The sequence below is a fragment of the Rhodococcus sp. 14-1411-2a genome, from assembly GCF_002259485.1.
Lineage (GTDB): Bacteria > Actinomycetota > Actinomycetes > Mycobacteriales > Mycobacteriaceae > Rhodococcoides.
The window spans coordinates 144,750-157,217 of sequence record NZ_NPGA01000009.1 but is presented as its reverse complement, the minus strand read 5'-3'; the positions used below and the strand labels follow the sequence as shown (position 1 = coordinate 157,217).

At 65.3% G+C, this 12,468-nt stretch carries 14 protein-coding genes; 9 read left to right on the top strand and 5 right to left on the bottom strand.

Annotated elements, in window-relative coordinates; translation table 11 throughout:
• The first annotated feature begins 15 nt into the window (after window positions 1-15).
• The 3 genes from CH291_RS06230 (at window position 16) to CH291_RS06220 (ending at window position 1,662) form a co-directional block, all read left to right on the top strand.
• Window positions 16-750 (top strand): MerR family transcriptional regulator, encoded by a 735-nt coding sequence (locus CH291_RS06230; RefSeq protein WP_256980747.1) that lies wholly within the window; start codon window positions 16-18, stop codon window positions 748-750.
• Between the two features lie 79 nt (window positions 751-829).
• Window positions 830-1,036: a hypothetical protein gene (locus CH291_RS06225; RefSeq protein ID WP_094686920.1), complete on the top strand. Its 207-nt coding sequence runs from the start codon at window positions 830-832 to the stop codon at window positions 1,034-1,036.
• A 50-nt stretch (window positions 1,037-1,086) separates the two neighbouring features.
• On the top strand, window positions 1,087-1,662 hold the full coding sequence (locus CH291_RS06220; RefSeq protein WP_094640794.1) for a YdcF family protein: 576 nt from the start codon (window positions 1,087-1,089) through the stop codon (window positions 1,660-1,662).
• A 10-nt stretch (window positions 1,663-1,672) separates the two neighbouring features.
• On the opposite strand, the gene CH291_RS06215 is transcribed toward CH291_RS06220, so the two are convergent.
• Both CH291_RS06215 and CH291_RS06210 read right to left on the bottom strand, forming a co-directional pair.
• On the bottom strand, window positions 1,673-2,038 hold the full coding sequence (locus tag CH291_RS06215; RefSeq protein WP_179276449.1) for a CrcB family protein: 366 nt from the start codon (window positions 2,036-2,038) through the stop codon (window positions 1,673-1,675).
• Window positions 2,035-2,439, bottom strand: coding sequence for a fluoride efflux transporter FluC (locus tag CH291_RS06210; RefSeq protein WP_094686918.1), 405 nt, complete (start codon window positions 2,437-2,439; stop codon window positions 2,035-2,037). The genes CH291_RS06215 and CH291_RS06210 overlap by 4 nt, the downstream gene beginning before the upstream one ends.
• A 125-nt stretch (window positions 2,440-2,564) precedes the next feature.
• Here CH291_RS06210 and CH291_RS06205 point away from each other — a divergent pair, with 125 nt between their 5' ends.
• The 3 genes from CH291_RS06205 to CH291_RS06195 are packed head-to-tail and all read left to right on the top strand — an operon-like array spanning window position 2,565 to window position 5,198.
• Complete coding sequence (locus CH291_RS06205) at window positions 2,565-2,900, top strand: STAS domain-containing protein (protein ID WP_373454883.1); 336 nt, start codon at window positions 2,565-2,567, stop codon at window positions 2,898-2,900.
• 21 nt (window positions 2,901-2,921) lie between these two features.
• On the top strand, window positions 2,922-3,377 hold the full coding sequence (locus CH291_RS06200; protein WP_068055479.1) for an ATP-binding protein: 456 nt from the start codon (window positions 2,922-2,924) through the stop codon (window positions 3,375-3,377).
• Between the two features lie 30 nt (window positions 3,378-3,407).
• Window positions 3,408-5,198 carry an ABC transporter ATP-binding protein gene (locus tag CH291_RS06195; RefSeq protein WP_094686917.1) on the top strand — a complete coding sequence of 597 codons (1,791 nt, stop codon included), beginning with the start codon at window positions 3,408-3,410 and terminating at the stop codon, window positions 5,196-5,198.
• Between the two features lie 15 nt (window positions 5,199-5,213).
• Here the strand turns inward: CH291_RS06195 and CH291_RS06190 are convergent, their stop codons facing one another.
• Window positions 5,214-5,600: a hypothetical protein gene (locus CH291_RS06190; RefSeq protein ID WP_094640797.1), complete on the bottom strand. Its 387-nt coding sequence runs from the start codon at window positions 5,598-5,600 to the stop codon at window positions 5,214-5,216.
• A gap of 90 nt (window positions 5,601-5,690) precedes the next feature.
• Window positions 5,691-6,200: an arsenate reductase/protein-tyrosine-phosphatase family protein gene (locus CH291_RS06185; RefSeq protein WP_082898757.1), complete on the bottom strand. Its 510-nt coding sequence runs from the start codon at window positions 6,198-6,200 to the stop codon at window positions 5,691-5,693.
• Between the two features lie 142 nt (window positions 6,201-6,342).
• Between CH291_RS06185 and CH291_RS06180 the strand changes: the two genes are divergently transcribed.
• Window positions 6,343-7,701 carry an Hsp70 family protein gene (locus CH291_RS06180; RefSeq protein WP_094640798.1) on the top strand — a complete coding sequence of 453 codons (1,359 nt, stop codon included), beginning with the start codon at window positions 6,343-6,345 and terminating at the stop codon, window positions 7,699-7,701.
• A 22-nt stretch (window positions 7,702-7,723) separates the two neighbouring features.
• On the opposite strand, the gene CH291_RS06175 is transcribed toward CH291_RS06180, so the two are convergent.
• Window positions 7,724-8,662, bottom strand: a complete 939-nt coding sequence (locus tag CH291_RS06175) for an endonuclease/exonuclease/phosphatase family protein (RefSeq protein WP_094686916.1) — start codon at window positions 8,660-8,662, stop codon at window positions 7,724-7,726.
• Window positions 8,663-9,019: 357 nt separating this feature from the next.
• Between CH291_RS06175 and CH291_RS06170 the strand changes: the two genes are divergently transcribed.
• Together CH291_RS06170 and CH291_RS06165 are read left to right on the top strand one after the other, a co-directional pair.
• Window positions 9,020-10,024 carry a DUF1839 family protein gene (locus tag CH291_RS06170; RefSeq protein ID WP_094686915.1) on the top strand — a complete coding sequence of 335 codons (1,005 nt, stop codon included), beginning with the start codon at window positions 9,020-9,022 and terminating at the stop codon, window positions 10,022-10,024.
• A complete protein-coding gene (locus CH291_RS06165; protein WP_094686914.1) occupies window positions 10,021-12,441 on the top strand; it encodes a glycoside hydrolase family 2 protein in 2,421 nt (806 codons plus the stop codon). The genes CH291_RS06170 and CH291_RS06165 overlap by 4 nt, the downstream gene beginning before the upstream one ends.
• Window positions 12,442-12,468 lie beyond the last annotated feature (27 nt).

Here is a 12,468-nt window from a genome sequence, read left to right as displayed (position 1 = left end):
GAGGTAGGGAGATCGGTGGAGTATCGAATCGACGACTTGGCCCGAGAGGCCAAGACGACCACTCGCAACGTGCGGGCGTACCAGGAACGAGGACTGCTTCCGCCGCCCACGCTCCGCGGTCGCGTCGGTATCTACGACGACGATCACCTGACTCGACTCAAGGTGATCGACTCGCTGCTGCAACGGGGGTTCACCTCGGCGCACATCGCGGATTTCCTCTCGGGCTGGGAGCAGGGCAAGGACCTGGAAGAAATCCTCGGCCTGCAGGAAATCGTGACCCGCAAGTGGTCGTCGACCGAGACCACGGTCATCCCCGTCGAACTGATTGCGCAATTTCTCGGTGAGGACAACGACGACATCGTTGCCCGACTCATCGAAGCGAAACTGATCAGAATCGACGGAGATCAGGCCGAGATACTCGATCCCACTCTCCTCGAGGTGTTCGTCGATCTGAGCCAGTACGGCTTCACCCTGGAGGAACTCCTCGACCAGCACGAGAGAACCGCATCGAAGATGAACGCCATCGCCGAATCGATGGTGGGGAGCGTGACCGACCATCTGGCCGCGAAACACGGTCCGGGGTGGCTCCCCAAGTCGGGGGAGGTGGCCGAGACCACCGAGATGTTCGAGAAGATGCGCAGCCTGGCGATGAAATCGGCACAGGCGGAGTTGGCGCGTGCCCTCGATCGCGTCCAGGAACAGGCACTGAGCGACTACCTGTCGCAGACACTGTCCAGGCGGAGCGAATGACTGCGGTTTGAACACTGCGACAATCGGACATACGTCACTCTCGACAGCCGAACGGCGGCTGACCGCCTTAGGGGGCACCATGAGATTCGTTACGTTGATCGTTCTGGTCTGGCTCATCATCGGTGCATTCGCGTCGTACCAACGTGGTTACTTCGAGAGCGCACCCGAGAACTGCGGCGGAGCGGGCACCATCGCCCTCACTGTCGTCGCAGGACCGCTCAACTACCTCGGCATCAACCCCGAGGTCACCGACTGCAACGTCACCGTGCCTCAGCCGAGTGAGTGATCCGAGTCTCTGACCGCGCGCCCGCGGTGCACCTTCCTTAACCTGGTGAGGTGTTCCGCGGACGTCTGTTGCTGTTTCTGGCCTTCGCGATCCCGGTTGTCCTGGTGTCTGCGATCGGTGTGGGCGGCTACGTCGCGTTCACGAAGGCTCGCGTCGATCCGATGACCACGGCCGACGCGATCGTCGTACTGGGCGGCGAACACGACGGCCGCGAGGCGTACGGCATCTCGCTCGCCGAGCAGGGTCTGGCGAAGACGGTGGTGCTCTCCGATCCCTACGGTTCCCGCGACCCGACCATGAAGAAGTACTGCGCGGCATCGACGACCGAGTTCGAGGTGCTGTGCATTCCGCCGACTCCGTCGACCACACGCGGAGAAGCGATGTTCACCGAGGAACTCGCCCGCGAGCGAGGGTGGAATCACGTCATCGTCGTCACGTGGCGCTACCACCTACCCCGCGCCCGGTACATCTTCGACCAGTGCTTCGACGGAACCGTCACGATGCGTCCGACGCCACGTGCCTACGACTTCTCCCTCGTCGAATGGGAGTTCACCTACCTCTACCAGATCGCGGGCTTCGTCAAGGCGGGCGTACAGGGACCGTGCGAGAACTCGGCGGACGACTGATCCGAGCGGGTCAGAAAATCTTGTGATAGAGCGTGATGCCGGACTTCCACGCCAGGAATCCGAACATCACGGCAGCGATTCCACCCACCACGTTGGCAGCGAAAAATACTGTTGCGCTGCGGTACTCCTGGCTTCTGGTGAGCCGAAGCGTAGCCAGCGCCACCGTGGCCAACGGGGCCACCGACGCCAGAAATCCGATGCCCACCAGCGAACGAAACCGGTCCGGTGGATCGAGAGCGAACACCAACCCCAATGCCGCACACGCCAGCAGATTGAGCGCGGACAACCGTCGCCTGGACCTGATGGCGTACGAGAACACGAACTGCCCGAGCGCAGCCAGCCCACCCCCGACGGCCACCAGAATCATGGTCGTCATCGAATGCTGCTCGGCCTCGGCTTGGTGATCGCCGCGCCGAGTGCCATGGCGGTCAACGCGATGATCGGCGTTCCCACCAGATACACCACCGAATTCCATGCACCGCGATGCGTCACCGCTTGGAACGCGTACAGGCTGAAGGTGGTGAACCCGCACGCCAGCCCGAACAGGGCGGCGCGGGCAACCGGGGCGGGCCGTCCCCACAGGTAGCCCAGGGCAGAGCCGACGACGAGGCACCCGAACACGTTGACTCCGAACGTGCTCATCAACAGCCACCTCGGCGATCCTCGCCACGTCCAGACCTCGTATCGCAACGCCGCACCGACCCCGCCACCGACGGTGACCGCAAGGTACTCACCGAACGATCGACGACGGTCCGCTCCCTGCAGTGCCTCGATCATCGAAGCGAGCCTAGTGGGAGTCGGGCCACTCGGCCGAGTGGAAGAAGGTCGGCCAGGGTGGGCCGGGGTAAAGTCGGCGTGTGACTGCGGACGACACGGGCCTCGGGCCCCAGCACTTCGATGTGATCGTGGAATGGCGTGACCGGGACGTGGTTCTGGCGGTGTCCGGTGAACTGGATCTGGTGACTGCTCCCGATCTGTCCGAGTCGGTAGCTATCGTGCTCGAGAAATCGCCGACGGCTGTGGTGATCGATCTCAGTGATGTGGGATTTCTCGCGTCCGCCGGCATGTCCCTGTTGGCGTCGACGCATCAGCAACTCGGTGGCAACGCCGGGTTTGCCGTGGTCGCGGATGGTCCGGCCACCGGTCGTCCCCTCACTCTCGTCGGTCTGGACGAGGTGTTCGGAATCTATGCAACGGTCGACGAAGCATTCGTTGCACTTCACGCGGGTAGATCCTGAACTTTTGGGTAGACGGGATTCATGATGGCGACTCTCTCCGGAGGTGACGACTCACGTACCGACAGTTCCATCTCGACGGCAGGTGCGCGAATGGAAGAACTGCTGTTCACCGGCGAACCTGCCGACGCCGATCGAGCGTCGGAGCTTCGTCGTGAGCTCGGTGACTGGTTGGGCAATGTGGGCGTCGACCCCGATCGTGCGTACGACGTGGTGCTCGCCACGTACGAGGCAATAGCGAACAGCGTCGAGCACGCATACCGAGACCACACCGACCGCGGAACACTCGACATTCGAGTCTCGTGTGCCGCGGAGGGGCGAATAGAAGTGAAAGTGACCGATCGCGGCGACTGGGCATCGCACAACTCCGATCCCAACCGCGGGCGGGGCGTGCCGCTCATGCGGGCGTTGGCCGACAGCGCCGCCGTCACCTCGGACCAGAACGGTACGACCGTGCACATGATCTGGGACGCGACCTAGCCCGACCGCCCCATCCGGCACACTGGTGCCATGGTCGACGTGCAGATCGCTACCGCAGAGAAGAAGAAGATAACGGTCCCGAATCTGCGTGTGCTGTGGCAGTTCGTCCGCCCGCACCGTCGCACCCTGTCGCTCGGCTTGACACTCGGCCTCGTCGGCACCGGAGCGGCACTGGCGACGCCGATGGTAGCCAAAGGAGTGCTCGACGGCCTCGGCACCGACGCCTCCTTGATCCAGCCGGTGCTGATTCTGGTGGCTCTTCTCGTGGTGGGTTCGCTGGTGCTCTACCTGCAGTGGATCGTGCTGGGGGTCCTCGCCGAACGCGTGGTCCTCGACGCCCGTAAATCCATTGTGCGCAAGTACTTCGGTGCCACGGTGGGAAGTCTGGGCACTCGACCCACCGGAGAGCTCGTCACCCGGGTCACCTCCGATACCGTTCTGCTGCGCGAGGCCACCTCGAATGCGTTGGTGGCCATAGTCAACAGTGTGGTCGGCCTCGTGGGCGCACTGATTCTCATGGCTGTGCTGGATTTGGTGCTGCTCGGCGCGATCACCGTGGCCATCATTGCGATCGCGGTGCTGTTCGCTCGCCTGATGCCTCCGATCGCCGTCGCACAGCGGCAATCCCAGGAGGCAGTGGGCCGCCTCGGCGGAATTCTCGACGGCACGCTGCGGGCGATTCGGACCGTCAAGTCCAGCAGGGCCGAGGCTCGCGAATCGGAGCGAGTCATCTCCGAGGCGCGAATCTCCGCTCAGCACAGCGTCAGGGCGGTCAAGATCTCCGCGTTGGCATGGACGTTCGCCGGAGGCGGAGTGCAGTTGGCGATCATCGGAATCCTCGGCCTCGGCGGCTATCGCGTCAGTACCGGAGCGCTGGCCGTGTCCAGCCTGATCGCGTTTCTGCTGTACGCATTCCAGGTGATGGGCCCGGTGTCCACACTGGCCACGAACATCACCGCACTGCAGGCCGGTATGGCTGCGGCGGCCCGTATTCGCCAGATCGACGACCTGGTCACCGAGAAAGGGGAGACGGCTTCGAACCGGTCGGAGAAGACCCGTGCGCCCGCTCCGGCCCTCGAATTCCGCAGCGTCACAGCACGATACGCACCGGGTAGGGAGCCGGCCGTGCGCGGGATGGACCTCGAGGTGCCCGCGCGTGGACACACCGCGATCGTCGGACCGTCGGGAGCAGGCAAGACCAGCGTCTTCTCGTTGATCCTGCGCTTCCTGACCCCCGAGTCCGGCGAGATCAGGCTCGGCGGAACCCCGTACGACGAGCTGACCATCGACGAAGTGCGAGCGCGGTTGTCCTACGTGGAGCAGGAGACGCCGGTGCTTCCCGGCTCGATCCGCGAGAACCTCCTGTTCAGCCATCCCGAGGCCAGCGAAGCCGACATCTGGGCGGCGCTCGAGTCGGTGCACCTGGACTCGGCGATCCGCGCGCTGGACGAAGGGTTGGACACCGACCTGATCGGATCGACCGTCTCCGGAGGGCAGCGTCAACGAATTGCATTGGCCAGAGCCATCGTTCGTCGTCCGGAAATCCTTCTGCTCGACGAGGCCACAGCGCAGGTCGACGGCCGCACCGAGGCGGCAATCCACGAGGTGATCCGATCGATCGCGGCCGACTCCGCCGTCGTGACCATCGCGCACAGGTTGTCCACCGTGCTCGACGCCGACACGATCCTGGTGATGGAGGACGGAGTGGTCCGCGCCAGGGGCACGCACTCCGAGCTCATGAACACCGACTCGCTCTACCGAGAACTGGTGGCCGCGTTGCGAATCGGCGACAACGCAGCGCTGACGAAGCCGAGCCGATAACCCCCGGCCGGTACCCTAGCGCCCGGAGTCGGATTCGGATTCGGTGGTGCTGCTCTCGTCGTCGGAATCGTCCGAATTTTCCGCGGAGGTGGTGGTCGTTCGATCCGAGGACGGGGTTCGGCGCGGGCTTCGCGTCGTGGTCTCGGACCGATCCGGAGTGGTCGTCGTGGGACGAGCAGTGGTGGGTACCGCGACCTGCCAGGTGGGCGAGGGCGGCACGATGACGATCGTCGACGTCGGTGTCGTCTCGACCGAACTCAGACTGTCCGACTTCAGAGCGGGCGGACGAACGGTCTGGCTCGTGTCGTCGAACGCGCCACCGAGAGCACCGATGGTCAAGCCGACTGCGACTGCCACTCCGGCGCTCGCCACTGCTGCCGACGCGATGACCTTGTCGCGCATGCACAGACCCTAACGCCGTGGCCGGACCCGGATGGTCGGCAATGATGCGAGAACGTTACCTCAGCGAGCGGGGCGGTGAGAGATGGACGTTCACTGCGTCGACAACCGCAGAACATGGGGCAGCGCCTCCGCGATGGACTCCCCGGCCTGTTCGTACACCGAATGATCACGCCGGTACGGATCGCCGATGTCGAGTGTGTCGACACGGTGCACCGCCCGTGCGTCGGCCAGGGTCGCGATGGACTGCGCGCCCGATGCGGCGACGAGGCCCGACGCCTCCAGCAGAGTGAAGGTGCGACGCATCTGCCGCGGTGCGAGAGCCAGGACGGCGTCGCGATGTGCCGCCGTCATCGTCAGCACGAGATCGGCGTCGGACGCGATCGCGGGCGTGAGGCGTCGGGCAACGAAACCGTCCGGATCGCCGCCGAGCTGAGTCAGCACCGTCGCCGCCGTCGGATCCATGGCGTGCCCGGTCAAGCCCTGCGTTCCGGCGCTGCTCGCGGTGAGCTCGAAGCCACCTTCTCGTGCGAATGCAGCCGCAAGGCGCTCGGCTGTGGGCGATCGACAGATGTTCCCGGTACAGACGAACAGAACGCGCATGCCCGCAACTCTAGTGCTGTGCTCGGGTGCCGCACTGAGCACCGAGGGACGCGCTACAGTGTGCCATTGGCGGGGGATCGAGACTGGTTCGTGACATCCAGTCTCGGCGTGTGTTCACGGGGAAGTCGACCGAAGGCGGGTAATGACCGAAGTTCTCGGTGTGTCGGTGGGGGCCAGCGCTGTGCGCATGGCTCGTCCCGACGCGCGCCCTCAGGATTCGGGCCGCCTCGATTTCCATCACGACACCGTCGACGCCTACTGGGACCGCGCGGAGGAATTGGCCGCCGAGTCGATCGGAGTCGTGCTCTCGCAGCCGGGCGACGGTGGACCGGTGCAAGCGACAGGTGTCGCATATCGGGACCAGCAACAGTTCGGCGAGATCCAGCAGGCAATGGCGAGCCAGCGGCTCTACAACTACCGACTGGTTCCCGAGGCACGAGCAGCGTTGCAGTATCTGGAGGCCTCGGGCGAGCTGGGCCACTTCGGCACCATCGCCCTCTACGATCTGGGCAGCTCCGGACTGACGATCAGCGTGATCGACCGCGGTACCGGTCAGGTTCTGCTCGCCGAACGCACCATCGACATCAGCGGCGACGACTTCGATCGGCTCATCTCGGACAATCAGCTCGCCAAGCAGGGCGTCGACATTGCCGACAACCAGGAACTGAGCGAGTTCACCGCGCGGTGCCGGGTGGCCAAGGAGCAGCTGTCGACCAGTGGCGCGGTGTGCCTGCCCGGTGACGGCGGCGTCATCCTGATCTCGCGTGAGTCGTTCGAGTCTCTGGTGACCGTCCCGATCGAGTACTCGGCGCGGCTGGTGCGTGACGTGATCGGTCGGTCACCCAAGCACGTCGACGCTCTCTTCCTCATCGGCGGCGGAGCTCGCATTCCTCTGGTGGAATCCATTCTCGGTGCGTGGATCGGCCTCCCCGTCGTGACCCCGGCGGACCCGGAGTCGGTGGCCGCACGCGGTGCAGCTCTGCTCGCGACCCCGGTGGCCGATGCGCCGCGTCGACCGAGCCCACAACCGGGCGTTCGGCAGTCTCCGTCCGATCCCGCGTCGTTGACCGGGGCTCCGGATTGGTTGAGCCCCGAGCCCACCGGAGACAAGCCCGCCGACTCCAAGCGCAAGGTGCGCGGCGCAGTGCTCGTCGCAGGGGGTCTCGTTGCCATCGCCGCACTCGGGTTGTCCCTCGGATACGGCGGCAGCTCGACGGAGCCGACGAGTTCACCGGTCGAGACCAGCGCACCCGTCACCGCGGTGCCCACGACGCCGAGGACCACCGCACCGCCCACCACCGTGCCACCGACGACCACTGTGCCGCCGACCACCGAGGCCGCTCAGGCCCCGGCTCGCACCTATTCCGAGCCGGAATACGTGCCGCCCGCCGCGCCCGCGCCTGCGCCCGCGCCGCCGCCGCTGATTCCCGGCCTGCCGCAGATTCAGCTGCCGCAGATTCAGTTGCCACCTGCACCGGTCATCGAGTTGCCGCGGTTCTGACCGGCATCCGCGGCCGCCCGGATCAGGGCAGCTGCAACTGCGCAAGAACCGCCAGGTGATCGCTGTCCGGGATCGGCAACGGCTCGACCGACCGGGCGCGGACGTTCTCGCTCGTCACGACGTGATCCAAGCGCGCCAGTGGACGTTCCGACGGGAACGTGCGGAACAGGCCCGCACCGGCGCCGGCTGCCGCGTCGGAGAACGGGGACGATGCCAGCGTGCGGAACTGCCGGTGGTCGTTGGTGGCGTTGAAGTCGCCCGCGACGAGCACGGTGCCCTGATAGGTCTCCATGATCGACCGCATCCTGGCCAGGTCGGCGGCCCACTCGGTGGTGTGGCGCGGTGTGGCAGGCGACATCGCGTGGAAGGAGACGACGGTCAGATCCTGTCCGTCGACGGTGGTTTTCGCCTGCACCGGTACGAATCCGAAGTTGTCGAGGCGGATGCCGTCGGTCAGCGGAGTGCGGCTCCACAACCCGGTGCCATCGGCCACCGGGAGCGCAGCGGTGAAGGCGAACGGCAGAAGGTCGTCGATGCCCGCGGCCTGCAGGTCGTCCACTTCCTCCGGGGTCAATTCCTGGACCGCGAGAATGTCGACGTCGTTGCTCCGCACCGCGTCGACGATGGACGCGGCGTCGGCATCGCCGTGCGCGACGTTGACCGTCAGGACCGACAGTTGCGGGCCGGTGTTGTCCGGTCCGTCGGCGAGGAACATCGGCACCTGAACGCCGACGACGGCAACGGTGATCAGTACTGCGACGGCCGATCCGATGCGGGAGCGCGCTGCGGCGAACAGGATCACGGCGACGATCGCGGCGACGCCGAGATACGGAGCCCCCACGACGAACGCAACAAAAGTGATCTCGGTCACACCGACTTGGCGAACGAGGAACATTCCGGCGACGCCTGCGAGCAGAGCCCAGCCGATGACCAGCGCTGCGCTGGATGCGAAACGGCGCATCACGCTCGTGCCTCCTCTTGCCTGCCCGAGTTGGGCATGGATGTGTCAGGTGTTGTCTACACTCGGCATGTGCCCAGCTCAGAGCCATTGTGCAAGTGTCATCACGAACAAGCTGCGCACCGGCATTACCGGCGCGGAACCGACTGCTCGCTTTGCGATTGTCCGCGTTACCGGAATCGGGTATCGCTGCTGTCGAGATGGTGGCCCTGGAAATAGTTTGCCCGGGCAAAACAATCTTACCGTCCGATCGAATGCGAAGAACAAACCGATTCGTTAGGATTAGGGGCCTGGATACAGGCAATACGGACAAATGCGGCTCGGGGACCGTCCGACATTCGATCCGGTAGGAGAGGCTTCATGTCGAACGATGCAGTGCTGGACAGGCTCGGTACCAGCCTACGAGTCCTCGAACTCGAACCCATCGGTTACCGACCACACCCGATACACAATCACGACCGCATTTGGACCGAGACCAACTGTTACGTCGACCTGTGGATCGAAGTTCTGCACTCGTTCGGTGCAGATCCCACTCCGGCTCTCGCCTTCGTGCTGAGTGCCGGATGCGACGGTCGACAGTGGGATTTCGTGAAGATCGCCCCCGAGGACCTACGCAGCCTGTACGGCATCGGCGTCGCCGAGATGAACGTGTGGCGTCCCGTACTCGAGCACGTCGTCGAAGGCCTGGAAGACGGCATCCACGTCACCGTGGAGGTCGACGGATTCTGGCTGCCCGACACGGCGGGAACCAGCTATCGCAACCAGCACACCAAGACCACCATCGTGCCGAATCTCGTCGATCGCGACGCCAAGGTGATGGGGTACTTCCACAACCGCGGCTATTTCGAGCTCACCGGAGCCGACTTCGACGGGATATTCAATCTCGCCCCCGAGCCGCACGCGGAGGTGCTGCTGCCCTACGTCGAGCAGATTCGAGTGGATCCTGCAGTACTCGACGCGGGTTTCGGTGATCGAGACCTCGACGTCGCTCGCGCTCATCTGGCGCGTCGAGCTCCTGGCAACCCTGTCGACGCTCTGGCTCGCCGCATCGTCGCCGATATCCCGCTCGTACAGACTGCGGGACCCGACGCATTCCACCTCTGGTCGTTCGGCCTGCTCCGGCAATTCGGTGCCACGGCAGAACTGGCGGCGAACTACGTGCACTACCTCGAAGGTCGTGGCATCACGGGAGCCGCTGCGGCAGCGCCGCACTTCCTCGATGCCGCCTCCGGCGCCAAGGCCGTTCAATTCCGGATGGCGCGCGCCGCACGTGGCCGGGATGTGGTGCTCGACGAGCCGCTGATCGAGATGAGCAAGAACTGGGCTGCCGCCATGGACATCGTTGCAGGTGCATTGGGCACGTGATCGATCTGCTCGACGGCGCTCGGTGGCGGCTGGCCCGAACCGACGCCGGCTCTGTTCTCGACCCTGCCGACCTAGGAGACGATCTCGACTGGGTCGACGCGGTGGTGCCGGGCACGGTTGCCACTGCGCTCGGACACTCACTCGCAGTGGACCCCGACGAGCACGACTGGTGGTTCGTCACTCACGTCTCCACCGGTGACCATCGCCGGGTGCGAGTGCGCTTCGGCGGCATCGCGACCCGCGCCCGGATCTGGATCGATGGCGTCCATCGCAGAACCGTGACGTCGATGTTCGTTCCCGAGACCCTCGATCTGCCGGACTGCGGTGACACCGTCACCATCGCCGTCCACATCGAATCGCTTGCAGCTCAACTGAAGTCCCGACGCCCCCGCGGTCGGTGGCGATCGTCACTGATCGCCGCGCAGGGGCTGCGACACGAGCGAACGACGATGCTCGGTCGCGCACCCGTGTACGGACCCCTTCCGGTACCCGTCGGACCGTGGCGTCCGGTGACGATGACCCCCATCCCCGACGTGCGTCGCGTCGACCTGACGACGGAAGTATCGGGAACCGACGGCATCGTCACACTGCGCGCCGACCTGGGCGCTCCCGGGGTGGCTCGAATCCTGATCGACGACAGGGCCTTCGAGCTCGGCAGGGTCGAGCGCGTCGACACAGCGGTGACGCTGCCCGACGTCGAACTCTGGTGGCCCCATACACACGGCCGACCGCTAACGTATCGCGTGGCGCTCGAGGTCGACGGCACCGTCCATCCCCTGGGCGTCGTCGGTTTTCGTACGGTAGAGCTGGACCGTACGGCAGGCGGCGCAGTACTGACGGTCAACGACGAGACCGTCTTCTGCCGCGGAGGAACGTGGACCCCGCTGGACCCGGTGCGGTTGTGGTCGCCCGAGCCCGAGCTGCGGGCGGCGCTCGTGCAGCTCCGATCGGCGGGTCTGAACATGGTGCGCATCGTCGGCACCCTGGTGTACGAGCAGACCGAATTCTGGTCCCTGTGTGCAGAATTGGGCATCATGGTGTGGCAGGACGTCATGTTCGGCACCGTCGACCCGCCCACCGACGATACGTACACCGCAGCGGTCACCCGCGAGCTCGACGCGTTCGCCGACACGGTCTCGGCCAACCCTGCCCTGATGGTTGTCAGTGGTGGAAGCGAGACGCAGCAGCAGCCCACGATGTTGGGACTCGCAGCCGAGGACCAGCGAATGGTGATGCTGGACAGCATCGTTCCCAACTTTCTCGCCGATCGTGTACCCGGAGTCGCCTACGTGACATCGAGCCCGTCCAGCGTGAGCGGCGAACTGCACACTCACGTGGGCGACGGTATCGCACACTACTTCGGGGTGGGCGGCTATCTCCGACCACTGTCCGATATCCGCACTGCCGGAGTACGTTTCGCGGCGGAGTGCCTGGCCTTCGCAGTTCCCCCGGAACGGGCGCAGGTGGAGAAGTTCTTCGGGTCCGCGGCCGTTGCCGGTCACCACCCCGACTGGAAGGCCGCCGTCCCACGTGACCGCGGCTCGTCCTGGGATTTCGAGGACGTGCGCGATCACTACGTACGCACGATCTTCGGCGTCGATCCACACCTGATCCGGCGCGACGATGCAGAGCTGTATCTCGATTACGGTAGGGCGGCGATCGTCGAAGCGTTCATCGAAGCGTTCGGCCACTGGCGTCGAGCATCCTCGGGGTGCGCCGGAGCCCTCGTGCTGACGCTGCGAGACACCGTCGCCGGTGCGGGCTGGGGCATCGTCGACACCGCCGGTGTGCGCAAGGCCCCCTTCTACGCGTTGGCGCGGGCCAGCGCCCCGGTGGCACTGCTGTTGTCCGACAACGGACTCGACGGCTATTCGGTGGAACTGGTCAACGACGGGCCGGCGCGATCGGGCACCGTTCGAGTGGTGCTGCACGCCTCCCGCGGCAGCCACGAGTTCGAACGCACGGTGAGCGCCCCGGCGAACGGATCCATCGCACTGACGGTGGATTCCATCGTCGGCACGTTCACCGACGTCAACCACGCCTACCGCTTCGGCAGCCGCACCTACTCCGCCGTCACGGTCCTGTTTCTGGACGACAGCGGCGTCGAGGCGGCGCGATCCACCGCGCTCGTCGGCGTGCAGAGTCGTCAGAACACGGTGGGGCTGACGGCGAATGTTGTCGAAAAAGATTCTGGAACATGGGAACTGACCGTCCGATCCGACTGGCCGGCGCAGTACGTCTGCGTCGACATCGACGGCTTCGAGGTATCCGACTCGTGGTTCCACCTGGCACCGAACGAACCTCGTACGCTGACGCTCGTCGGTCGCGGCGGGGGTGTACCGCGCGGACACGTGCGCGCGTTGAACTCCGTGGAGAGGGCCTCGGTGGCACCGAAGGTCGTGAGCGGTAACTCGTAGTGGACTACGAGGTTCTGTGCACGTGCC